This is a genomic window from Cobetia sp. 2AS, from assembly GCF_029846355.1.
GTDB lineage: Bacteria > Pseudomonadota > Gammaproteobacteria > Pseudomonadales > Halomonadaceae > Cobetia > Cobetia amphilecti.
On sequence record NZ_JARWKQ010000001.1, the window covers coordinates 373,844 to 396,015 of the forward strand.

Consider the following 22,172-nt stretch of genomic DNA (forward strand, 5'->3'; position numbering starts at 1 on the left):
TGCAGCGCATCTTCGTCTGCCCGAAAAGGAGTTCCCATGGCTCAGTATCCCGATCCTGCCGCATTGGCGGCAGCCTCCGTCTCCGCCTCATCGCTGTTGGTGCCGGACCAGCGCCAGGCGCCCCTGATCGATGCCAGCCAGCTGGTGACCCAGCTGGCGATGGCGGGCCTCAAGTCCCCTGTGGTGCTGGATTGCCGTGCGCGTCTCGATGATGGGGAAGCCGGCGAGCGCCTGTGGCGTGAAGGCCATCTGCCGGGGGCCATCCATGTCGATATGGATCGCGATCTCTCGGCCGCCGTGCGCGAGGACGGCGTGGGCGGGCGGCATCCGCTGCCGTCACATCAGGCGACGGCCGAGCTGTTCCGCCGCCTCGGCATCACGCCCGAGCAACAGGTGGTGGTCTATGACGACATGGGCGGGCAGATGGCGGCGGCGCGGCTGTGGTGGATGCTGACCTGGGCCGGGCATCCGGATGTGCGGGTGCTGGATGGCGGAATCCAGGCCTGGAATCAGGCCATGGGTGAGCTCAAGCGTGCGCCTGCCCAACCGGTGAGCCCCACCCCCAGCGACTGGCAGCCGAGCTTTGATGACAGCCTGCTGGTCAGCGCCCAGGAGGTGGCCGCCACGGATGACAGCTTGCTGGATGCCCGCGGCGAGGCGCGTTTTCGCGGTGAGCAGGAGCCGGTCGATCCGGTGGCAGGCCATATTCCCGGCGCATTCTGCCGACCGACCCCCAGCAATCTGGAAGCCAATGGCCGCTTCAAGGACCGCATGAGCCTGATGCGTGAGCTGCGCAGCCTGTTGCCGGCGCAGGGTGAGGTGATCGCCTATTGCGGTTCCGGCATCAGCGCTTGCCAGAACATCCTGGCCTTCGCGATCGCGGGGCTGCCGCTGCCGCGCCTGTATGCCGGCTCCTGGAGTGACTGGATCAGTGATCCCGCGCGCCCGGTCGCCACCGGTGAGGCCAGCGAGAAGTAGCCGCACGCGCCAGCGCGATGACGGCTTCACAAATGACAACGCCCGCCAGAGGTTTCTCTGGCGGGCGTTGTCATTTGTGGGGCGCTTTGCCTGACTCTTTGCGTGCGTGCTTACGCTTGTGTCTCGTGGTCAGCGGCGGGCTTGCGCGAATCGAAGCGCTCCAGCAGGGCGGCGTTGGCGCAGTTGCCCATCACGTTGAGGGCGGTGCGCAGGCCATCGGTGAAGCGGTCCACCCCGGCGACCACGGCCACGCCTTCCAGCGGCAGCCCTGCCGCGCCCAGCACGGTGGTCATGGCGACCAGCCCCGCACCCGGCACGCCAGCCGTCGAGAAGCTGACCAGCAGGCCGGTGGTGAACACGGTGATCACCAGCGAGGTGGTGACATCGATGCCGAACAGCTGCGCCACGAACAGCGCATTGAAGCCCTGCAGCACGGCGGCACCGTCACGCTTGAGCGCCGTGCCGAAGGGCAGCGCGAAGCTGGCCAGGGATTCATTCATGCCGTAGTCGCGGGCATTGCCCAGCGCCAGCGGCAGGGTCGCGCCGGAGCTTGCGGTACCGAAGGCGAAGCCCAGGCTCTGGCCGAAGTGGCGCACGAAGGCCAGCGGGCGGGCACCGGTGACGGCCAGCAGCACCAGATAGAGCAGTGCCATCAGCGCCAGCGCGATGATCAGGCCGATCACGTACATGCCCAGGCGCATCAGCAGGTCCAGCCCCTGGGTGGCGATCACCGAGGTAATCAGTGCGAAGACCCCCACCGGCGCCAGCTTGAGCACGAAGGACAGCACCTTGAGGCTGACGGTGTAACCGCTCTCGATCACGCGATGCAGCGGTGCGCTTTCCTCCGGCAGGGCGCGCATCGCCAGCCCGATCAGGGCGGCCGCGAAGATGACCTGCAGCAGGCCACCGCCACCCAGTGCGGTGAAGGGGTTGTTGGGCACCAGGCCCACCAGCCACTGGGCGATGCTGTCGGCGTTGCGGCCTTCAGGCGCTGAATCCACCAGGCTCTCGGCGCCGCTGCCCGGCGTCAGCCAATGCGCGACCAGCATGCCCAGTGTCAGCGCCACGGCGCTGGTGACCACGTAACTGCCCAGCAGGCGGCCGGCATGGCGACCGACATCGGCGCCGCCTTCGCGGTTGGTCAGGCTCATGATCAGGGCGCCGAACACCATCGGCACCACCACGAATTGCAGCAGGCGCAGGAAGATCTGGCCCACCGGCGTCAGCAGGTGGCTGTCGAGCCAGGCGACGCTGCCCTCGGGCAGAGCGCCTGCCCCGGCGTTCAGGGCAAGGCCGCTGAGAATGCCCAGCCCCAGGGCGAGCAGTATCTGGCGTGTGACGGACATGGTGGCTCCGAAGCGATGGCGTGAGTCTGAATTCGAGGGAGGCTAATGTGCTACCGGGGAGCTGTTATATCAACAATCGCTTTGAGATTGTTTTGGAATAACACAAGAAGCGCCCACGGGGCGCAAGGCGTCCGCAGGCGCGGCGCTGAGGAATGAGGAGAGCCAGACACGATAACGCCGCCACGGCAGGGCCGCGGCGGCGTTATCAGCTGGCAGGCAGCAGGGGCTTACATGTTGGGGTAGTTGGGGCCACCGCCGCCTTCCGGCGCGACCCAGGTGATGTTCTGCGCCGGGTCCTTGATGTCACAGGTCTTGCAGTGCACGCAGTTCTGGAAGTTGATCTGGAACTGCGGCTCACCGGCCTCCTCGACGATCTCGTAGACACCGGCCGGGCAGTAGCGCTGGGCGGGCTCGGCGTAGCGCGGCAGGTTGTCACGCACCGGAAGCTCCGGGTCGGACAGGCGCAGGTGGCACGGCTGGTCTTCCTCGTGATTGGTGTTGGAGAGGAACACCGAGGACAGCTTGTCGAAGGACAGCTTGCCATCCGGCTTGGGGTACTCGATCTTCGTGCACTCAGCCGCCGGGCGCATGCGCGCGTAGTCCGGCGTGGTATCATGCAGGGTCGGCAGGCGGCCGCCCGTCAGCTGGTCGAGGAAGTTGTAGGCGCCACCGAGGAAGGTGCCGTACTTGTGCATGGCCGGGCCGAAGCTGCGCGAGGCGTCCAGCTCCTCATAGGCCCAGCTGTCCTTGAAGCGCTTGCCGAAGTCGACCAGGTCTTCACCGCCTTCGTCGCCGCCCTTGATGGCGTCGAACACGCTTTCCGCCGCCAGCATGCCGGACTTCATCGCGGTGTGCAGACCCTTGATCTTGGCGAAGTTGAGGGTGCCGGCGTCACAGCCGATCAGCAGGCCGCCCGGGAAGCTCATCTTGGGCAGGCAGTTGAGGCCGCCCTTGGCGATGGCACGCGCACCATAGGAGACCCGCTTGCCGCCCTCGAGATGGCGGGCCAGGGTCGGGTGCTGCTTCATGCGCTGGAATTCATCGAAGGGCGACAGGTACGGATTGTCGTAGGCGAGATCGACAATCAGGCCCACCACCACCTGCTGGTCATCGGTGTGATAGAGGAAGAAGCCGCCTTCGGCGTTGCCCTTGAGCGGCCAGCCACTGCCATGCACCACCAGTCCCGGCTGGTGCTGTTCGGCGGGCACATCCCACAGCTCCTTCAAGCCGATGCCGTAGTGCTGGGCATCCGCTTCGCTATCGAGCGAGAAGCGCGAGATCAGCTGCTTGCCCAGGTGGCCACGGCAGCCCTCGGCGAACAGGGTGTACTTGCCGCGCAGCTCCATGCCCGGCATGTGGCCATCCTTCTCGCTGCCATCGGCGGCCACGCCCATGTCCCCGACCACGATGCCGCGCACCGTGCCATCCTCGCCATGCAGCACTTCCTGGGCGGCGAAGCCCGGGAAGATCTCGACGCCCAGCTCCTCGGCCTGCTCGCCCAGCCAGCGCGTCAGGTTGCCGGCGCTGATGATGTAATTGCCGTCGTTGTGCATGGTCCTGGGGACCAGTGCATTGGGGATGACCTGCGCTTTCTGGTCATCCTTGAGCAGCACGACCTCATCACGGGTGACGGCCGTCTTGAGCGGTGCGCCGCGCTCGGCCCAGTCGGGGAACAGCTCGGTCAGTGCACGCGGTTCGAGCACGGCGCCGGACAGGATGTGCGCGCCGACTTCAGAACCTTTCTCGACCACGCAGACCGTCAGCTCCTTCTCGGCCGCGTTGGCCTGCTGCATCAGTCGGCAGGCCGCCGCCAGGCCGGAAGGGCCGGCACCGACGATGACCACGTCGAAATCCATGAATTCGCGTTCCATGACCCGTCTCCTCAATCTTTGCGCCGTCAGGGCCCCGCGGATCCGGCGGGGCGGGCGTGTCACGAACGACCACGGTCGTTCGCTGGGCAGTGAACCTCCGGCGTGGCGTGCGTCAGGGCACGACTCGTCGGAGTGAAAATAGGGGTGCGACTCACGCTGGTACGCCATGTCCTGCACGGACTATCGGCCGCTCGACACAAGGCGCTGGCGCGAAGCAGCCGCATAGCATGCCGCAACAGTAGCATTTAAAACGACCGTTTGTTTATTATGCTTGGGTCTGACGTAATAGCCACCGGGGGCGTTGCAGGAAATCGCCCGATGGGTTTCACGCCCGGGCGTGTTGAGAGTGATTGTCAGGTTTGACCCCGGCAACCAATTCTGCGCAAGATGCCCGCATGAGAATGGCGGCGCCCGGACAATGAAAACCACGCCGGTCTGGCTGACTTCATCCGTCGGGTGCCAGCGGATATCGTGGCGAGACACTTGTCATCACGGTCATCTGTGGAAGATATTCACCTATCAAACGCTTGCATGAATCGAGCGCTGGCGGCCTCACGGTCACTGGTACTCCATGAGAAATCAGCGAGGACACCATGAAAGTACTCGTCGCGGTGAAACGCGTCATCGATTACAACGTCAAGATTCGCGTCAAGGCTGACCAGTCTGACGTCGATCTGACCAACGTCAAGATGGCCATGAACCCCTTCTGCGAGATCGCCGTGGAAGAAGCGGTGCGCCTGAAGGAAAAGGGCGTGGCGACCGAAGTCGTGGCCGTCACCATCGGCCCGAAGGCCGCCCAGGAACAGCTGCGTACCGCGCTGGCGCTGGGCGCCGATCGCGCCGTGCAGGTGATGACCGATGACGCCGTCGACTCACTGGCCGTGGCCAAGCTGCTGGCCAAGGTGGTTGAGGAAGAACAGCCCGGCCTGGTGATTCTCGGCAAGCAGTCCATCGATGCCGACAACAACCAGACTGGCCAGATGCTGGCGGCACTCACCGGCATGGGGCAGGGTACCTTCGCTTCCGAAGTGGCGGTCGATGGCGAGAGCGTCAATGTCACCCGCGAGATCGATGGCGGCCTGCAGACCGTCAAGCTGAACCTGCCGGCGGTGGTCACCACTGACCTGCGCCTCAACGAGCCGCGCTACGCCAAGCTGCCGGACATCATGAAGGCCAAGAAGAAGCCGCTGGATGTGAAGACGCCGGAAGAGCTGGGTGTCTCCACGGCTTCCAAGGTGACGCTGGTCAAGGTCACGCCGCCGGCCGAGCGTCAGGGCGGCATCAAGGTCGGCTCCGTCGATGAGCTGGTGGACAAACTCAAGAACGAAGCAAAGGTGATCTCATGAGCATTCTCGTCATTGCCGATCATCATGATGGCCAGCTGACCAGCAGCACCGCGAGTGTCGTGGCAGCCGCAACCGCCATCGGTGGCGATATCGACGTGCTGGTTGCCGGTGAGGGCGTAGGCGCCGTCGCCGAGCAGGCCGCCAGGCTTGCCGGTATCGTGCGTGTGCGTGTCGCCGACAATGCCGTCTACGCCCATCAGCTGGCCGAGAACCTGTCGGCACTGGTCGTGGCGTTGGCCGATGACTACAGCCATGTGCTGTCCAGCGCCTCCACTACCGCCAAGAACTTCATGCCGCGTGTCGCGGCACTGAAGGACGTGGCGCAGATCTCCGAGATCATCGCCGTCGAGAGCGTCGATACCTTCCAGCGCCCGATCTACGCCGGTAACGCCATCGCCACCGTCAAGAGCGACGATGTGCTCAAGGTCATCACCGTGCGTGCCACCGGCTTCGATCCGGTCGCGCTCGACGGACAGGCGGCCATCGAGGCCGTGGACGTGGTCGAGGATGCAGGCGTCTCGAGCTTTGTCGAGGAAACCCTGGCCGAAAGCGAGCGTCCTGAGCTGGGCTCCGCCAAGGTGGTGATCTCCGGTGGCCGCGGCATGGGCAACGGTGAGAACTTCGCGCTGCTCAACGGTATCGCCGACAAGCTGGGCGCCGCCATCGGTGCCTCTCGCGCAGCGGTCGACGCCGGCTTCGTGCCCAATGACATGCAGGTCGGCCAGACCGGCAAGATCGTCGCGCCGGACCTCTACATCGCCGTCGGCATCTCCGGGGCGATCCAGCACCTGGCGGGCATGAAGGACTCCAAGGTCATCGTCGCGATCAACAAGGACGACGAAGCGCCGATCTTCCAGGTCGCGGATTACGGCCTGGTCGGGGATCTGTTCGAGGTGCTGCCGGAGCTCGAAGGCAAGCTCTGAGCAACGCCCCGCAAGGCTGAGGCCGAGACACCGCAAGGTGCCCTGGCCAATCAACGCGACCCGCTTCGGCGGGTCGCGTTTTTTTTGTGTCTGCGGGCAAGGGTTGGGGCGAGGGCAGGGGAGAGAGCGTCAGGAGAAAAGTGCAACGCTGCATTGCAGGTTTCAGGGCCTGCTGATGGGGCAGAGCGAGGCAAGATCAATTGATAATTGTTCTTGTTTGTAATACCGTCCATGCCAGTGATTTGCATTTCCACTCGGAAGCCACTAGCGGCCTGGCAGGCGACCGAGGATGCAACCAAGCCTAGTTCTTCAGGAGATGTCCGTGCGGCGTTCGACTTCTTTCCCCTTCCCGTGCGTGCGAGCCCTTGGCGGCCTGCTCCCGGCGCTGGTGCTGCTTGCACCGCTGACAGCCACCGCATTGCCGGCGCATGCCGAGACACTGCGTGACAGTGCCGCCATTCATCAGGAAACCCAGCGTGAGCTGCAGGCGCGCATCGACGCTGCCGATGACGAGACGCGTGCGCTGCTGGTGCGTCTGCGTGAAGCGCGTCAGGAAGCCGCGCGTCTGGAAAGCTATACCGCGGAACTGACGCCGCTGAATGCTGACCGCGCGGCGCGTATCGAGCGCCAGCGTACGGCGCTGGAGAATCTCGAGGCCACGCGCGAGTCGCTGCCGGGCCTGCTGCGTCAGCAGGTCGAGGAGCTGGCGGACTTCATCGAGCAGGATCTGCCGTTTCTCAAGGACGAGCGTCTCGCGCGCGTCCAACGTCTGCGTGACAACCTCTCCAATGCCAGCCTGAGCAATGACGAGCGCCTCGATCAGCTGCTCAACGCCTGGCAGCAGGAGCTGAGCTACGGTCAGGGCTTCGATACCTGGCGCGCAGGACTTGTCGGTGGGGAAGACACCGAGGTGCAGTATCTGCGTGTCGGCCGCGTGGGCCTCTATTACCTGACGCTGGATGGTCAGCATGGTGGCGCCTGGCAGGCCAGAAATGGCAGCTGGCAGGTGTTGGATGACAGCGGCCTGGAGGCGCTGCGCAAGGGTATCAGCATGGCGCGTGACCAGCAGGCACCGTCACTGGTAACCCTGCCGCTGTCGGTGCCGGTCGAGGACGTCGAGCTGGCTCCGAAGGGGCGTCTGTCGCAGTCCGCGCTCAAGAGCGCCGATCAGGCTGCCGCGGCAGTCACCAGCACACGTACCACCACTACCCGTACCGCGCAGGAGTCCAGCTGATGGCGACGAATTCACAAGCGCCACGCGCGTCTCTGTCACGCCTGTTGCTGACGGCCGGCACTCTGGGGCTGCTGACGTTGTCATCTCCCGCCGTGCTGGCGGCGACCGGCAGTGCCGAGCAGTCATTGAGCGTCGAGCAGTTCGAACAGGCCGCCAGTCAGGCCGAAGGCCGCGATCAGGCGCGTCTCGATACCCTGTTGTCGGATCGCGAGGCACTGCAAGCGGCGGTCAGCGAGGCCGAGGCGCGGCGTGACAGCCTGCGCGAGACGCGCGCGACCCTCGAAACCGAGGCGCAGGAACAACAGGCGACCCTCAGCGGTCTGGACGAAGAGCGTCAGGCCCAGCAGGGCGATCTCGGTCAGGTCTTCGAGGTAGCGCGCAAGCATGCCCGCGAGACGCGTGAGGCGCTGGCGGGCAACTGGCTGCTGGTCGGCGGCCAGGCGCGTCTGCCGGACCTGGGGCCGCGTGATGAGGTGCCGGGCCGCGAGCGACTCGCCGCCCTGACCGCGGACATCCGCAGCATCGCCACCGAAAGCGGTCGCGCGCTGCGCTTCCAGGCACCGCTGGCCGGGCCGGATGGCAGCATCAAGCCGCGTGAGATCGTGCGCGTCGGCGAACAGATGGCCTTCAGTGGTCGCCACCTGCTGGCGCCGCTGTCGGAAGACAAGGCCGTGGATGGCCCCTCGGCGCTGGACACCCTCGGCCTTGCGGGCACCACGCCGCTGCGCATTCGCAAGCAGCTGGCGGCCTTCGATGCCGGCGACAGTGATCGCCTGAGCTTCGATCCCACCGGTGGCGATGTCACCCAGGCGCTGGCGCGGGCGCCGCGTCTCGGTGAGCGCCTCAAGCAGGGCGGTGCCGTCGGTTACGTCATCGTCGGTCTTGGCGTGCTGGGCCTGATCATCGCGCTGATCCAGCTGGTGCGCCTGTCGCTGACCCGTCGTGCGGTCAAGCGTCAGGAAGCCGACCTGAGCCAGCTCAGTGACGACAACCCGCTGGGCCGTGTGCTGCATCGCTTTGAAGGCATGCGCCATGATCACGAGCCGGAAGCGCTCGAGGCCCGTCTCGATGAGGCGTTGCTGGCCGAGCAGCCCAGGCTCGAGCGTGGCCAGGCGCTGGTCAAGCTGCTGGCTGCCATCGCGCCGCTGCTGGGGCTGCTGGGCACCGTGACCGGCATGATCGGCACCTTCCAGTCGATCACCGTCTTCGGTACCGGCGACCCCAAATTGATGGCCGGCGGTATCTCCCAGGCGCTGGTGACCACCGTGCTGGGTCTGGTGACCGCCGTGCCGCTGCTGTTCGCCCAGACCGGACTTTCCAGTCTGTCCAAGGGCCTGATGGGTCGTCTCGAGGGCCGCGCCAGTGCACGTCTGGCCGACCACCTCGAGAAGCGCGCCCCGAGCAAGGCTGCCAGCGCGGCAGCGCGTCAGCGGGATACCGAGCATGCCTGATTCGTTGGCCGCCTCTTCCTTGCTGAGCGGTGGCTTCGCGCCAGTGATGCGGCTGGTGGAAAGCGGTGGCCCGCTGATCGTGGTGATCTGCCTGATCGCCATGGTGCTGTTCGGGCTGGCGCTGGAACGCGGCCTCTACTGGCGGCTCGTGCATCGTCCGGCGCGTCAGCAGTTGATTCGCGACTGGGTAGCGCGCAGCGAGCACCACAGCTGGTCGGCGCTCACCCATCGCGAAGTGCTGACCCGTGAGCTGCTGTCACGTCTGCGCGCACCGCTGCCGTGGCTCAAGCTGCTGGTACTGATCTGTCCGCTGGCCGGCCTGTTGGGCACCGTGACCGGCATGATCCATGTCTTCGATTCGCTGGCGATCGCCGGCACCGGCCAGGCGCGTGCCATGGCCGATGGTGTGGCACGCGCCACGCTGCCGACGCTGGCCGGCATGGCGGTCGCGGTGGTGGGCCTGATGTTCGTCACGCGCTTCGAGCGTGTGGTGCGTCGTGAAGACCAGCGCCTGCACGACCGTCTGGCGCGCGCCGTCGACGATGCACGTTCCGGCATGTCCGCTGCGAACGGCTTTGATTCCTCCTCTGATACAAGCGAGACACCACATGCGTAGACGTCGCATGGAGGCCGCGGAAGACAGCGGCGAGATCAATCTGACGCCGATGCTGGATGTCGTCTTCATCATGCTGATCTTCTTCATCGTCACCACCAGCTTCGTCAAGGAGTCCGGGGTCGAGATCCAGCGTCCGGAAGCCTCCAACGCCACGGCGCGCCCTGACGCGGCGGTCATGGTCGCCATCACCGCCGAGGGCGCGGTGTGGGTCGACGGCAAGCCGGTGGATGCCCATCGCGTCGGCGACGCCGTGGCCGATCTTGCCGATGGTCAGCCGGTGGTGATCCAGGCCGACAGCCGCTCACAGACCGGTCTGCTGGTCGAGACGATGGATGCACTGCGCAACGCGGGTGTGCAGGACATCGCGGTCGCCGCCTCGAAGGGCGAATGACATGACGCGACGCCTGTATGCCAATCGACTCGTCGGGCTTGTCGGTGGTGCCTTGCTGGCGCTGGTGCTGTTCTATGCGCTGGCCTTGCTGGTCGCGCCGCCGGTGAACGACACGCCGCCACCGGAGCCGCTGTCGGTCTCCACCGTTCAGGCACCTGAAGAGGCACCGGCGCCCGCGCCGGCGGCGAGTGAAAGTCTGCCCACGCCGCCGGCCGAGCCACCGCCGCCACCGAAGGCAGCGCCGATGCCAGCACCCAAGGCGACAAGCCCGGTGGCGATTCCCGAGGTCAAGACACCATTGCCGCCGACGCCAGAGCTGACCATGGATGACAGCCTGCCGCCGCTGGAAGTCGAGCGTCCGCCCAAACCGACCCCCAAGCCGAAACCGACGCCCAAACCGGCACCCAAGGCCAAGCCGGAGCCCAAGGCGGTCGCCAGGCAGGCCGAGGCCGCTTCATCGGCTCAGTCGGCGTCTGATGCGTCATCACAGGCCGCGGCGAAGCCGTCAAAGCCCAAGGCAGCCCCGGCGGCACAGGGTGGTTCACCGCGTCCCACCGTGCGCACCGCTCCCGAATATCCGAGTCGCGCGCGTCGCCGCGGCATCGAGGGCTTCGTCGAGGTGGCGTTCGTGATTCGTCCGGACGGCAATGTCGATGGCGGCTCGCTGCGGGTGGTGCGTGCCGAGCCGTCGGGCGTGTTTGATCGGGCGGCGATGAAGGCGATCGCGCGCTGGGAATTCCCGGCCGCGGGCAATGCGCGCCAGGCGCGCCAGCGGCTCGAGTTCCAGTTGCGTTGAGGCAACCCGTGACTCCATGGCGTGGGCTTTCATCGGGTGTCTGATGTGTGTCATATGTCGTCATCTCTGATGCCGTGGACTTGTCGGCAATGCGCCGGGTCATGGCAGCGGATGAACGCAAGAGGAAAGACTCATGGTAGCGAAATCCACACCGCCGCAGGACGCCGACAGCGCTGAGCGATCGCGAGGCCTGATGGCGCGGGCGCGCCAGCTGCTGACACGCGGCGGGCGCCGACTCACCCGCGTGACGCTGGTCTCGACCTGCCTGATGCTGATGATGGAGGTTGGTGGCATCAGTGCGGCCCATGCGGCGACGCGCGTTTCCGCCGAAGTGGCGGGGCAGTTGCGCACGCTGCAGTCACGGCTGGATGAAGGCGATTATGACGCGGTCGGTGAGCGCGCCGAGCGTGAGGCCAAGCGCCAGCGCGGCGAGGTGCGCGCGCTGTATCTGTCATTGGCGGCCAGTGCGCGTGCGCGCCAGGGCGATCAGGCCCAGGCGGCACGTCTGTATGCCGAGGCGCGTCGCCTGCCGGGCGTCAATGCCTCCCAGGCTCGCGAGTGGCTGCGTCGTGAAGCGATGCTGCGCCTGCGCGCCGGTGAGCGCGATAGCGGTATCGCTCGTCTGGCGGAATATCTGCACGGCGGCTCGGCGAGTGCCGATGACCTGTGGCTGGCGGTCAGTCTGGAAGCCAACCGAGGTGACTGGGCGCGCGCCGAGGACTGGCTGGAGCGCGCCAGCAAGGCGAGTGCGCCGAGCGGTGATCGCCTGAAGCTGGCCGTCAGCGTCTATCAGCAGACCGGCCGCCATGGCGCGGCGGTGGCGCTGGTCGAGCAGGGGTTGGGCGAGTCACGCGACCCGCAGGACTGGCAGCGTGCCGTGGCGCTCTATCAGCGCCTCAACCAGAACACTCGCGCCGCCAGCACCTGGGAAGCGGCGTGGGCGGCGGGGATCGTCAGTGGCAGTGACGCCTACCAGCAGCGAGTCGACCTGCAGCTGGCGGCCGGTGCGCCGGCGCGAGCGGCGGAGCTGATCGAGGCGGGGCTCTCGAAATCCGCGACACCCCAGGGGCAGCCGCTGCTTGACGATACCCCGGCGCTGCGTCGCCAGCTGGCACAGGCCTGGACGGCGGCGCGCGATGTCGAGCATGCGCTCAAGGCGTGGGCAGCCGTCTCGCAGCAGAACCAGTCACTCGAGGATGCCCGGCAGTATGCCGAGCTTGCCTATGATTGGGGGCGCTGGGAAACGGCGCAGCAGGCGCTGGCCGCGGCCGGTGAGCGTGGCGACGACTCGGCGCGTCATTGGCTGCTCTCCGGAGTGGTCGCCAGTCAGCTGGAGCAGTTCGACCCTGCGCGTGAAGCTTTCAAGAAGGCTCAGGCGCGTGGCGCCGAAGGGGCCGATGCCTGGTTGAAATCCGTCGCGCAGCGCTGATGACGTGAGACGCTTACGATCCAGCGCTGTCTGAGTGTCACTGCAACGCAAACGCCGCCTTTCCTGATCGTCCTGAGACGGGAAAGGCGGCGTTTGCGTGTCTGGCGATCGTGTTCGCGCTGGCGCTGCTCAGCGTATCAGCCGATATCGGTCCACACCGGGGCGTGATCCGACGGCTTTTCCATGCCGCGCAGCGCGTAGTCGACACCGGAATCCTTGATCAGCGGAGTCAGGCCGGGGCTGGTCATGATCAGGTCGATGCGCAGACCACGCTTGGGCTCACGCTCGAAGCCGCGCGAGCGGTAGTCGAACCAGCTGAACTGATCATCGGCTTCCGGGTGCACGTGGCGGAAGCTGTCGGTCAGGCCCCAGGCGTAGAGGCGTTCCATCCACTCGCGCTCGATGGGCTGGAAGCTGGTCTTGCCTTCGCGCAGCCAGCGCTTGCGGTTGGGCTCGCCGATGCCGATGTCGCGGTCAGTGGCTGAGATGTTGTAGTCGCCCATCACCACCACATGCTGCTCGGGCTGGTGGTCTTCTTCCAGCAGGCGGAACAGCTGCTGATAGAAGCGCGTCTTGTAGGGGAACTTCACCGGGTGCTCGATATTCTCGCCCTGGGGGAAGTAGCCGTTGTAGACGATCAGCGGCTCGCCGTTCGGGCCGTCGATCTCGACGCCGATCATGCGCTTCTGGGCATCCTCGTCGTCATCCGGCATGCCGTAGTGCACCTTCTTCGGCACCTGACGGGTCAGCATCGCGACGCCGTAGTGGCCTTTCTGGCCGTGCCACACCACGTGATAGCCCAGCGCCTCGATGTGCGCGTGGGGGAACTCACTGTCCTGCACCTTGGTTTCCTGCAGGCCAATGACTTCCGGCTGATGGGTCTCGATCAGCGCTTCCAGCTGATGCGGGCGCGCACGGATGCCGTTGATGTTGAAGGAAATCAGGCGCATCACGCTTCGCCTCCACCATCATCCTTGGAGGAGCTGTCTTCCTTTGCCGGCGCATCAGGGTGCAGCGGCAACAGCGGCGCCGCGTTCATGCGTTCCAGCTTGGCGGCAGCCTGGGACTTGCGCTGGTCCTTCTTCTTGGCCACGTAACGTGGGCCGGAATGCACCTGGTCCGGGTTCTCGGCGCGCCACTTCTTGAAGTCCTTGCGGCGGCCGGTACGAATCTGCACCTTGTCGGCGATGGAGCGGCTCTTCTTTCTACGTGTCATCTTCGGGCTTTCCTGTTCGGTGTCGGCAGTCGCCAGCCTTGAGTCGCACGGCAAGGCCGCGGCACGCGGGCAACCGCATCAGTTGTCGGGCATTCTACCAGCCTGCATGGGGCGGGTGCCATGAGGGGCGTCGTGGTGAGAAGCATCGCGTGTCGTGCACGCGAGGATGTCTCGCGCCGAGTGCGTCATGATGCAGGGGCGCGAAGACGCCGGCGGGCTGGTACAATATGTCGGCGTTATCGTCGCTGCCCGCAGGTGAGGTGTGTGACTGGCCGCTTGAACCGACGCCTTGTGTCTCATGCACGATGGCGGGTCGCCTGCCCCTCGGGGCGCGCTTCCCCTCACGCATGTCAGAGACAACGGCTTGCCGGACGCGCCAGTCTTGCTGCCATTGCCCGTGCCAGCGACATGCAATATGCAATATATGAGTGTTAACTGAATGACCCTGGCAGGTACGCCGCCCCGGCCCACACAGCAAGACAGATAGACAGACGGGCGGCGGCGAACTGTCCCGTGGCGTGGCCAAGGTTGCCCGGCAGCCTGATGCCCGCCCGATGAAGAAGCCCTTTCGACCGACACGCAGTATCGGCCGTCCTTGTGGCGACCCATGAGCCTGTCCGTTGCGTGAGCCCGGCGATGACATGACCGGTGCCACGTGAGCAGAGCCTCATGGCAGACGTCCGCTCCAGTCCCTTGCCGAACATTCGGGCAGGGGAGCGCTGGATGCGTGAATCCGTCAAGAACAGGTGAGAGCATTCGTGTCCTTCTGCACCCGAGGCCTGCGTGGCCTCGGAGACGCGCACCCAGGGGGTGTTGCCGCAGAAGGGCAGGGGATGGCTCCCAATCCGGTAAAGGCGCATGCAGCCCGAGACTACCGCGCATCAGGCGCGAGTCAGGCGAACCAGGTGAGACGACTGGGCATGACGAACCAACCGGGTGTGGCCTGTCACGGCGAGATTCCGAGAACGACCCGCGCCTGTCGCATATGAACCCTTGAAAAGAACGGATTACATGAGCGAGACGGATCAGACCCAGCCAGCCGCTGAGCAGACTCAGCAAGAGCCGCAGGACCCGAACCAGAAGCCGAGAAAGCCCAAGCGTCGTCGTCGCAAGCCGCGTCGCTCCCAGTCCAAGTGGAACCTCGATCAGTTCCCGGTCGCGCCGGTCGCCGGCCAGTGGCGCTTCCATGATTTCGATCTGCCGCTGCCGCTGATGCGTGCCATCCAGAAGGCTGGCTTTGAATACTGCACCCCGATCCAGGCCCAGACCTTCGAGAAGGCGCTGCTGGGTGGTGACGTGGTCGGTCGTGCCCAGACCGGCAGCGGCAAGACCGCCGCCTTCCTGATCGCCACCCTGGCCTACTTCCTGGAAGAGAAGGCGCCGGAAGGCCAGAAGCCGGGCGCGCCGCGTGCCGTCATCATCGCGCCGACCCGTGAGCTTGCGCTGCAGATCGAGAAGGACGCCAAGGCGTTCTCCGAATTTGCGCGCATCTCGGTGGCCTGCGTGGTGGGTGGCATGGACTACCAGAAGCAGCGTGAACGCCTCGAGCGCAAGGTCGACCTGCTGGTCGCAACGCCAGGCCGCCTGCTCGACTTCCACACCAAGCGTGATGTCGATCTCTCCGAGGCCGAGGTGCTGGTGGTCGACGAAGCGGACCGCATGCTGTCGATGGGCTTCATCCCCGACGTCAAGCGCATCATCCGCGCCACGCCGCGTCCCGAAGAGCGCCAGACGCTGCTGTTCTCCGCCGAGCTGTCTTCCGACGTGCTGGGGCTGGCCGAGCAGTGGACGCATGAGGCGACTCAGGTCGCGGTCGAGCACGAAGCGACGGCTGCCATCGCGGCGGACAACGACGCCGTGCAGACCTACACCGTGAGCGATGATGACAAGCTGCGTCTGTTGATCAATCTGGTGAAGCAGGGCGAGATGGAGCGCTCCGTGGTCTTCGGCAACAGCCGTGGGCTGGTGCGCAAGATCAACGCCGCGCTCAAGGAAGCCGGTATCGAGTCGGCGGTGATGTCCGGCGCCGAGACCCAGACCGAGCGCCTGGAAGCCCATGAGGCCTTCCGCAACGGCAAACTCAAGGTGCTGGTGGTCAGCGATGTCGCCGGGCGTGGCTTCGCACTCGAGGACGCGACCCATGCGATCAACTTCACGCTGCCGGAAGTGCCGGAAGACTACGTCCACCGTGCAAGCTTCAGCGATGTGACCTTGATCAGCTTCGTCGGTGAGGAAGATGTCTTCTCGCTGCCGGAAATCGAAGACTACCTGCAGGAAACGCTGCCGCGTCAGCAGCCGCCCCAGGGCTTGCTGTAACGCCTGCTTGCCTCCGACCGGTCACAGAAAGGTGGCCGGCCGCGCAGGGCAGTCGAGGTAGATGGCAGTAGCACGCAAAGACGGCGGACAGCTCAGGCTGTTCGCCGTCTTGCGCTCCATGACCCGCACGTTTGACGACAAGCAGCCAGTTGCCAGTTGTTGTCGACCGGATGTCGTGGGTCAGGGGTGGATGGCCAGTTGAGGAGAGAGACACGCAATGCTGGAAGATAGCCTCAAGGGCGAGATTCAGGGCGCCTATCGCAAGTTGCTCGAGGGTCTTGAGCTGACGCCGCGCTATGGGCAGCGGCTGATGATCGCCGAGATCGCGCGCACCCTGGGCAACATCGAGCAGAATCCGGAAGGCTATCGCCTCGGCAACGAGCATGTCTGCGTGCTGGAGGCCGGTACCGGTACCGGCAAGACGCTGGCCTATCTGCTCTCCGCGCTGCCGGTGGCCAAGGCGCGCGGCAAGCGGCTGGTGGTCTCGACCGCGACCATCGCGCTGCAGGAGCAGGTCATGCATCAGGACCTGCCGGCGCTCAAGAAGCATTCGGGGCTGACCTTCGACTATGCGCTGGCCAAGGGCCGTCGCCGTTACCTGTGCGTGCAGAAGCTGGATCAGGCGCTGGAAGGTGTCGAGGACAACCCGACCATGGCGCTGTTCGAGCGCGACATGATCGCCAGCGACGGCGGCAGCTTCGTGGAGCTGGCCGGCAAGATGGCCGAGGACTATGCCAGCGGTGAGTGGGCGGGGGACCGCGACAGCTGGCCGCTGCAGGTCGAGGACCGCGACTGGGCGCGTCTGACTACGGACCACCGTCAGTGCACCAATCGCCGCTGCAGCCACTTCTCGGCGTGTGCCTTCTTCCGTGCCCGTCGTCAGCTGGAGCAGGCCGACATCATCGTCGCCAACCATGACCTGGTGCTGGCGGACCTCTCGCTGGGCGGCGGGCTGGTGCTGCCATCGCCCAGTGACTGCATCTACGTCTTCGATGAGGCGCACCATCTGCCCGACAAGGCGCTGGATCACTTCCACCACCGCACGCCGATCAATCAGACGCTGCGCTGGCTGGGCAATCTCAAGAAGTCGCTCACCGAGCTGAATGCGGCGCTGGGCAGTCAGCCGACCATCGGCCGCCTGCTGGCGCGCATGCCCGAGTTACTGGCGGATATCGAACCGCGTCTGGGCGAGGTGTTCGGGCTGGGGCATCAGCTGGCGGATCTGCCCAATGGGGCCGGCGAGGACGTCACCAATCATCGCTTTGAGCGCGGACAGGCGCCGGAGGCGCTCAAGGAGTTGGGCCACAACCTGCTCAAGGGCTTTGCGGAGCTGTCGCGGGCGCTGGAGCAGATCGCCGACATCCTGCGTGAGAGCCTGGACCCGGAGAAGGCCACCGGCCTGCCCAAGGAGAATGCCGAGGACTGGCTGCCGCTGGTGGCCCTGCTGCACGGGCGTGCGCTGGAAGCCCATGCACTGTGGGAGGCCATCGGCCTGAGCGACCCTGCCGATGGGCCGCCGCATGCGCGCTGGCTGACCTTCGAGCGCTTCAATGGCGAGCCGGAGATGACCGTCTCGGCAAGTCCGGTGTCGGCCGCGGAAACGCTGGCACGCCATCTGTGGGGCACCTGTTTCGGTGCTGTGCTGACGTCGGCGACCCTGACGGCGCTCAATCGCTTCGAACGCCTGCAGGAGCGCGCGGGCCTTGCCAATCGCTATCGCTATCAGCGCCTGCCCAGCCCGTTCGATTATGGCAAGGCGGTGCTGGCCATCCCGCGCGAGGCGGTGGAGCCGTCGCCACCCGGTCCGCATGAGCAGGCGATCGTCGACTTCGTCAATGCGCTGGATGTGCGCGAGGCGGTGCTGGTGCTGTTCAGTTCGCGCAAGCAGCTGGCGGCGGTCAACAAGGCGCTGGACAGCGAGACCCGCAAGCGGGTGCTGGCGCAGAGTCGTCTGCCCAAGCATGAGCTGCTCAGTCAGCATCGCAAGGCGGTGGATGGCGGGCGCGGCAGCATCATCTTCGGGCTGGCGAGCTTCGCCGAGGGCATCGACTTGCCCGGCAAGTATCTGACCCACGTGGTGATCACGCGGCTGCCGTTCGCGGTGCCGGATGACCCGGTCGGTGCGACGCTGGCGGAGTGGATCGAGTCGCGGGGCGGCAATCCGTTCATGCGTATCGCGGTGCCGGATGTCTCCATCAAGCTGGTGCAGGCCTGCGGGCGCCTGATCCGCAAGGAAGCCGATGAAGGGCGTATCACGATTCTGGATCGACGCATCCTGACCAAGCGTTACGGTCAGCAGTTGATCGAGGCACTGCCGCCCTTCGTGCGCGAGATCGATGGTGTGCGTCAGAACTGATGGGTCAGGGCTGAACGGTCAGAGCTGGCCCGTCAGCTGCCGACCCAGCGGCCACAAAAAAGCCCCGCCAATCGGCGGGGCTTTTTCATTCATCCAATGCTGTCGGTCTTAAGCCAGTGGTCTCAGGCTTCTGGCTCAGGCTTCGGCAGGCTGCTCGAGGCGAGCGCGCAGCGCATCCTTGAGCTTGGCGTCCATGGTCTTGAAGGTGTCTTCGGTGGTGGCCCAGTCGATGCAGGCATCGGTGATGGAGACGCCGTATTCCATCTTGCTGCGGTCGGCATTGATCTTCTGCGCGCCCCAGTTGATGTGCGACTCGACCATCAGACCCATGATGGAGCGATTGCCCTCGAGGATCTGCTGGGTGACGTTCTCCAGCACCAGCGGCTGCAGGCCCGGGTCCTTGTTGGAGTTGGCGTGGGAGCAGTCGACCATCAGGTTGGCGGTGACGCCGGCCTTGGCCAGTTCCTGCTCGGCCAGCGCGACGCTGACGCTGTCGTAGTTCGGCTTGCCGTTGCCGCCACGCAGCACGACATGGCCATAGGCGTTGCCACGCGTGCGGATGATCGCGACCTGACCGGCCTGGTTGATGCCCAGGAAGTTGTGGCCGTGAGACACGGACTGCAGGGCATTGACGGCGACATCCAGCGAGCCGTCGGTGCCGTTCTTGAAGCCTACCGGGCACGACAGGCCAGAGGCCATCTCGCGGTGGGTCTGGGATTCGGTGGTGCGGGCGCCGATGGCGGACCAGCTGATGCAGTCCTGCAGGTACTGCGGGGAGATCGGGTCGAGGGCTTCGGTGGCCAGCGGCAGGCCCATCTCGGCCAGTTCGACCAACAGGCCGCGCGCGATGTGCAGGCCTTCCTCGATCTCGAAGGTGTCATTGAGGTGCGGGTCGTTGATCAGGCCTTTCCAGCCGACGGTGGTACGCGGCTTCTCGAAGTAGACGCGCATCACGATGTAGAGGCTGTCCTTCACTTCCTCGGCCAGCACCTTCAGGCGGCGCGCGTAGTCACGGGCGGCGTCCAGGTCATGGATGGAGCAGGGGCCGACCACGACCAGCAGGCGCGGGTCTTCACCGTCCAGAATACGCTGGATGGTGCGACGGCCTTCGATGACGGTCTCTTCGGCCTTGGCGGTCAGCGGGATGTCCTGCTTGAGCGCTTCGGGGGTGATCAGCACGTCCTGTGACAGGACGTTGAGGTTGTTGACGTGTTGTTCTGACATGACAGTGTCCTGAGCGGTGTGCGGTCTGCATGGCTGCTAGCAGAGTCAGACGGGCGTCTTCGCGCCCGCCATCCGTGTTGTGCGTACTGAATGACGTCCATGGTATCTGCTGCATGCCGGCTTGTCAGCGCCCTTGGGTCAAATTTAATCAACTGTCAAGCTGGCTGGCGCTGACTTGAGGCTCGTGCGACTCAAGATGAGCGTAAATCGTAAAGAAATCTTTACGCTTTGACGTGTCAGCGTCGCCAAACGCTGTCATGACGGGAGTGAACACGCAAAACCTGAGGCTTTGACGGCATGGCGTCTTGCCGTACAAATGATAAACAGGAACACTGTGCGTTGATTTTGGTCGCGTCAGCGGGCCGTCGGGCGCTTTTTCGCCCCGCGCCAGGCATCGCATCCATCACAACGAATATCAAAGGGGCCGGATAACGCATGCGCGAGTCGCAATTCCTGTCAGGTGCTGATGCCCCGGGGATTCCTGATGTGGAGTCCGCAAGCGGTGCCTCCACTCCCGCGGAGGGAGCGAGTGAATGAGTGTCAATGAAACGGACCAGCAGTTGGTCGAGCGCGCCCAGAAAGGGGATAACCGCGCCTTCGATCTGCTGGTCAGGAAATATCAGCACAAGATTCTCGGCCTGATCAGCCGTTACGTACACGATCATTCAGAAGTGCAGGATGTCGCCCAGGAAGCCTTCATCAAAGCCTATCGTGCGTTGCCCAACTTCCGGGCCGAGAGCGCCTTCTATACCTGGATGTACCGGATCGCCATCAATACGGCCAAGAATCATCTGGTCTCGCGGGGCCGTCGTCCGCCGGGCACCGACATGGATATCGGCGATGCCGAGGTGGTTGATCAATCCGGTCGCCTGTCGGACATCGAGACGCCGGAAGCCGCCATGGCGCGCGATGAGCTGGAGAAGGTCGTCTTCGAGGCCATCGAGAAGCTGCCTGAAGACCTGCGCACCGCCATCACGCTGCGCGAGTTCGATGGCCTGTCCTATGAGGATATCGCCGAGGTGATGCAGTGCCCGGTGGGCACGGTGCGTTCGCGTATCTTCCGCGCACGTGAAGCGGTCGACAAGGCGATCCAGGGGCTGGTCAGTCCCGCCGCGGCGGTGTCTGCCGTCGAGTGACGTCGCTGTTCTGCGTCGCCCCTGTGAGAGAAGAGCCACAAAAATTTTGTTGGTTAAATTCAATCAACTCAGTGGCTTGGCGAAATCTTGCAGCTAAAGTGAATGTTTTCTGAACGAATGGCGGAACAATCCGTGCGGCGCGTGTTCTTACTGTTCAGTAGTCATGTAGCTCAGCGACTGCGTGCATGAGCGCTGGAAAGTGAGTGGTGAGGGGCAGGGCACGAAAGCCCCTCTTCCACGGCGCAGTAACGCTGTTTGCCGTTGGCCCGCTCGGGCCATCAGCCGCCATGGTGAATGACGCCATTTGTTGCCAGGAGTGCAGATTGAAGTCGTCGTTCAATCTGACGAGTGTGAGGGTATTTACGCATGAATCTGAAGACCACCGAATCCGTGAAGGAGTCGCTGTCCGCGCTGATGGATGCGGAGGGTGACGAGCTGGATCTGCGTCGTGTCCTCAAGGGGCTCGATGAGTCTCCTGAGGCTGCAGACACCTGGCGCCGCTATCACCTGGCGCGCAGTGCCATGCATCGTGAGCGTGAAAGCACCTTCACTCTGGATATCGCGTCGGCGGTCAGCGCCGAGGTCGAGCTGATCTCCCGTGAAGCTCCCGCGAGTGCACCGCCCGTGGCCGAGCGCCGCAGCCTGTTCTCCTTTGCCGGCTCCGCGGCCATCGCGGCAGGCGTCGCGGTGATGGTGATCACCGGCGTGCAGGTCTTCAATGGCGGTGACAATGGGGTGCCCGGCGGCGTGAACAGCGGTGCAGAGCTTGCCAGCGGCTCTTCCGTCAATCAGGGCGGTTCAGCCATCCAGGGCGGCACCGTGCGTCAGGTCAGTCAGCCGTCGGTGAACGCCGAGGCGTCTCAGTGGGTACAGCCCGGCGCCAACAGCGGCTTGATGCAGGTCGGCGTGACGCCCTCCAGCTCGCGCCCGATGTTCATGGCGCCGCAGAGTGGCAGCTATGATTCCGGCATGTCGTCCAGCAATGTCGCCGCGGCGGATCTCGCCCAGCGTCGTCTGCTCGAGGCTTACCTGAGCCAGCATTCCTCGCGTGGCCCGGTGCCGGAGCGCAGTGAGTGGATCAGCCTGCAGGATGTTGCCCAGTAACATTCGCTGGATGACTGGCTTGCGCTGGCGTCGCTGCCAAGGCAGATGAAAGCAGCATGGATAGACAACAAAAGAGGGGCAGCCTATGGCTGCCCCTCTTTTGTTGTCTGTATATCCTGGTTGCGCCCACATGACCTGGTCGCATCCGGCCAGCGCCGTCACTTGCCGGTGTGACCACGCTCGGCCTCAGTCATGCAGATAGCGATCTGCCGTCTGGATGTAGAGTGCCTCGACCTTGGCGCGTGCCCAGGGCGTGCGGCGCAGAAACTTGAGGCTCGAGTTGATGCTCGGGTCGCTGAGGAAGCAGTTGATGGGAATCAACTCGCCCAGGGTCTCGAAGCCGTAGTGGTCCACCAGCCAGGTAAGCAGTGCCTTGAGGGTGACGCCGTGCAGCGGGTCCAGGCGGGAAGTGGATGGGGGTGCGTCGCTCATGCGGGCT

Annotated in this window: 19 protein-coding genes; 13 read left to right on the forward strand and 6 right to left on the reverse strand. The window is 65.1% G+C overall.

Annotated features, from left to right (window positions below; all coding sequences use genetic code 11):
- Positions 1–36: 36 nt before the first annotated feature.
- Entirely contained in the window at positions 37–978 is a 942-nt protein-coding gene (locus QD356_RS01640; RefSeq protein WP_225996472.1) for a sulfurtransferase, read from the forward strand.
- Between the two features lie 110 nt (positions 979–1,088).
- On the opposite strand, the gene QD356_RS01645 is transcribed toward QD356_RS01640, so the two are convergent.
- Together QD356_RS01645 and QD356_RS01650 are read right to left on the reverse strand one after the other, a co-directional pair.
- Complete coding sequence (locus QD356_RS01645; RefSeq protein ID WP_192838433.1) at positions 1,089–2,324, reverse strand: dicarboxylate/amino acid:cation symporter; 1,236 nt, start codon at positions 2,322–2,324, stop codon at positions 1,089–1,091.
- A gap of 227 nt (positions 2,325–2,551) precedes the next feature.
- Positions 2,552–4,195 (reverse strand): electron transfer flavoprotein-ubiquinone oxidoreductase, encoded by a 1,644-nt coding sequence (locus tag QD356_RS01650; protein WP_153635265.1) that lies wholly within the window; start codon positions 4,193–4,195, stop codon positions 2,552–2,554.
- A 593-nt stretch (positions 4,196–4,788) separates the two neighbouring features.
- Here QD356_RS01650 and QD356_RS01655 point away from each other — a divergent pair.
- From QD356_RS01655 to QD356_RS01690, 8 genes are all read left to right on the forward strand, one after another.
- Positions 4,789–5,541 (forward strand): electron transfer flavoprotein subunit beta/FixA family protein, encoded by a 753-nt coding sequence (locus QD356_RS01655; protein ID WP_192838434.1) that lies wholly within the window; start codon positions 4,789–4,791, stop codon positions 5,539–5,541.
- A complete protein-coding gene (locus QD356_RS01660; RefSeq protein WP_192838435.1) occupies positions 5,538–6,464 on the forward strand; it encodes an FAD-binding protein in 927 nt (308 codons plus the stop codon). Before QD356_RS01655 ends, QD356_RS01660 begins: the two co-directional genes overlap by 4 nt.
- 322 nt (positions 6,465–6,786) lie before the next feature.
- Positions 6,787–7,698 (forward strand): DUF3450 domain-containing protein, encoded by a 912-nt coding sequence (locus tag QD356_RS01665; protein WP_279876607.1) that lies wholly within the window; start codon positions 6,787–6,789, stop codon positions 7,696–7,698.
- Complete coding sequence (locus QD356_RS01670) at positions 7,698–9,149, forward strand: MotA/TolQ/ExbB proton channel family protein (RefSeq protein ID WP_192838436.1); 1,452 nt, start codon at positions 7,698–7,700, stop codon at positions 9,147–9,149. The genes QD356_RS01665 and QD356_RS01670 overlap by 1 nt, the downstream gene beginning before the upstream one ends.
- The gene (locus QD356_RS01675) at positions 9,142–9,765 is read left to right on the forward strand and encodes a MotA/TolQ/ExbB proton channel family protein (protein WP_084589252.1); all 624 of its coding nucleotides are present in this window, start codon (positions 9,142–9,144) and stop codon (positions 9,763–9,765) included. The genes QD356_RS01670 and QD356_RS01675 overlap by 8 nt, the downstream gene beginning before the upstream one ends.
- Positions 9,758–10,156 carry a biopolymer transporter ExbD gene (locus QD356_RS01680; protein ID WP_043331884.1) on the forward strand — a complete coding sequence of 133 codons (399 nt, stop codon included), beginning with the start codon at positions 9,758–9,760 and terminating at the stop codon, positions 10,154–10,156. Before QD356_RS01675 ends, QD356_RS01680 begins: the two co-directional genes overlap by 8 nt.
- A gap of 1 nt (position 10,157) precedes the next feature.
- Positions 10,158–10,952 carry an energy transducer TonB gene (locus tag QD356_RS01685; protein ID WP_054554996.1) on the forward strand — a complete coding sequence of 265 codons (795 nt, stop codon included), beginning with the start codon at positions 10,158–10,160 and terminating at the stop codon, positions 10,950–10,952.
- Positions 10,953–11,085: 133 nt separating this feature from the next.
- Positions 11,086–12,381, forward strand: coding sequence for a hypothetical protein (locus QD356_RS01690; protein ID WP_192838437.1), 1,296 nt, complete (start codon positions 11,086–11,088; stop codon positions 12,379–12,381).
- Between the two features lie 137 nt (positions 12,382–12,518).
- On the opposite strand, the gene xthA is transcribed toward QD356_RS01690, so the two are convergent.
- Both xthA and QD356_RS01700 read right to left on the reverse strand, forming a co-directional pair.
- A complete protein-coding gene (gene xthA / locus QD356_RS01695) occupies positions 12,519–13,331 on the reverse strand; it encodes an exodeoxyribonuclease III (RefSeq protein ID WP_192838438.1) in 813 nt (270 codons plus the stop codon).
- Positions 13,331–13,597, reverse strand: a complete 267-nt coding sequence (locus QD356_RS01700; protein ID WP_043331879.1) for a hypothetical protein — start codon at positions 13,595–13,597, stop codon at positions 13,331–13,333. The genes xthA and QD356_RS01700 overlap by 1 nt, the downstream gene beginning before the upstream one ends.
- A 1,011-nt stretch (positions 13,598–14,608) precedes the next feature.
- Here QD356_RS01700 and QD356_RS01705 point away from each other — a divergent pair.
- Together QD356_RS01705 and dinG are read left to right on the forward strand one after the other, a co-directional pair.
- Positions 14,609–15,913: a DEAD/DEAH box helicase gene (locus QD356_RS01705; protein ID WP_192838439.1), complete on the forward strand. Its 1,305-nt coding sequence runs from the start codon at positions 14,609–14,611 to the stop codon at positions 15,911–15,913.
- Between the two features lie 217 nt (positions 15,914–16,130).
- Positions 16,131–18,269, forward strand: a complete 2,139-nt coding sequence (gene dinG / locus QD356_RS01710) for an ATP-dependent DNA helicase DinG (RefSeq protein ID WP_192838440.1) — start codon at positions 16,131–16,133, stop codon at positions 18,267–18,269.
- Positions 18,270–18,404: 135 nt separating this feature from the next.
- Here dinG and QD356_RS01715 read toward each other — a convergent pair whose 3' ends face one another.
- Positions 18,405–19,493, reverse strand: a complete 1,089-nt coding sequence (locus QD356_RS01715) for a 3-deoxy-7-phosphoheptulonate synthase (RefSeq protein WP_043331875.1) — start codon at positions 19,491–19,493, stop codon at positions 18,405–18,407.
- A 533-nt stretch (positions 19,494–20,026) separates the two neighbouring features.
- Between QD356_RS01715 and rpoE the strand changes: the two genes are divergently transcribed.
- A complete protein-coding gene (gene rpoE / locus QD356_RS01720) occupies positions 20,027–20,629 on the forward strand; it encodes an RNA polymerase sigma factor RpoE (protein ID WP_043331873.1) in 603 nt (200 codons plus the stop codon).
- A gap of 366 nt (positions 20,630–20,995) precedes the next feature.
- Positions 20,996–21,733: a sigma-E factor negative regulatory protein gene (locus tag QD356_RS01725; protein ID WP_107335316.1), complete on the forward strand. Its 738-nt coding sequence runs from the start codon at positions 20,996–20,998 to the stop codon at positions 21,731–21,733.
- 186 nt (positions 21,734–21,919) lie between these two features.
- Here the strand turns inward: QD356_RS01725 and QD356_RS01730 are convergent, their stop codons facing one another.
- Positions 21,920–22,165, reverse strand: a complete 246-nt coding sequence (locus QD356_RS01730; protein ID WP_043331871.1) for a VF530 family protein — start codon at positions 22,163–22,165, stop codon at positions 21,920–21,922.
- Positions 22,166–22,172 lie beyond the last annotated feature (7 nt).

What these genes read in the sequence shown, in the direction of transcription:
- QD356_RS01655 (WP_192838434.1), top strand. Translation starts at nt 4,789, where the DNA reads ATGAAAGTACTCGTCGCGGTGAAACGCGTCATCGATTACAACGTCAAG.
- QD356_RS01700 (WP_043331879.1), bottom strand. Translation starts at nt 13,597, where the DNA reads ATGACACGTAGAAAGAAGAGCCGCTCCATCGCCGACAAGGTGCAGATT.
- rpoE (WP_043331873.1), top strand. Translation starts at nt 20,027, where the DNA reads ATGAGTGTCAATGAAACGGACCAGCAGTTGGTCGAGCGCGCCCAGAAA.
- QD356_RS01690 (WP_192838437.1), top strand. Translation starts at nt 11,086, where the DNA reads ATGGTAGCGAAATCCACACCGCCGCAGGACGCCGACAGCGCTGAGCGA.
- QD356_RS01650 (WP_153635265.1), bottom strand. Translation starts at nt 4,195, where the DNA reads ATGGAACGCGAATTCATGGATTTCGACGTGGTCATCGTCGGTGCCGGC.
- QD356_RS01660 (WP_192838435.1), top strand. Translation starts at nt 5,538, where the DNA reads ATGAGCATTCTCGTCATTGCCGATCATCATGATGGCCAGCTGACCAGC.
- QD356_RS01670 (WP_192838436.1), top strand. Translation starts at nt 7,698, where the DNA reads ATGGCGACGAATTCACAAGCGCCACGCGCGTCTCTGTCACGCCTGTTG.
- QD356_RS01730 (WP_043331871.1), bottom strand. Translation starts at nt 22,165, where the DNA reads ATGAGCGACGCACCCCCATCCACTTCCCGCCTGGACCCGCTGCACGGC.
- QD356_RS01680 (WP_043331884.1), top strand. Translation starts at nt 9,758, where the DNA reads ATGCGTAGACGTCGCATGGAGGCCGCGGAAGACAGCGGCGAGATCAAT.
- QD356_RS01640 (WP_225996472.1), top strand. Translation starts at nt 37, where the DNA reads ATGGCTCAGTATCCCGATCCTGCCGCATTGGCGGCAGCCTCCGTCTCC.
- QD356_RS01705 (WP_192838439.1), top strand. Translation starts at nt 14,609, where the DNA reads ATGAGCGAGACGGATCAGACCCAGCCAGCCGCTGAGCAGACTCAGCAA.
- dinG (WP_192838440.1), top strand. Translation starts at nt 16,131, where the DNA reads ATGCTGGAAGATAGCCTCAAGGGCGAGATTCAGGGCGCCTATCGCAAG.
- QD356_RS01715 (WP_043331875.1), bottom strand. Translation starts at nt 19,493, where the DNA reads ATGTCAGAACAACACGTCAACAACCTCAACGTCCTGTCACAGGACGTG.
- xthA (WP_192838438.1), bottom strand. Translation starts at nt 13,331, where the DNA reads ATGCGCCTGATTTCCTTCAACATCAACGGCATCCGTGCGCGCCCGCAT.
- QD356_RS01675 (WP_084589252.1), top strand. Translation starts at nt 9,142, where the DNA reads ATGCCTGATTCGTTGGCCGCCTCTTCCTTGCTGAGCGGTGGCTTCGCG.
- QD356_RS01725 (WP_107335316.1), top strand. Translation starts at nt 20,996, where the DNA reads ATGAATCTGAAGACCACCGAATCCGTGAAGGAGTCGCTGTCCGCGCTG.
- QD356_RS01685 (WP_054554996.1), top strand. Translation starts at nt 10,158, where the DNA reads ATGACGCGACGCCTGTATGCCAATCGACTCGTCGGGCTTGTCGGTGGT.
- QD356_RS01645 (WP_192838433.1), bottom strand. Translation starts at nt 2,324, where the DNA reads ATGTCCGTCACACGCCAGATACTGCTCGCCCTGGGGCTGGGCATTCTC.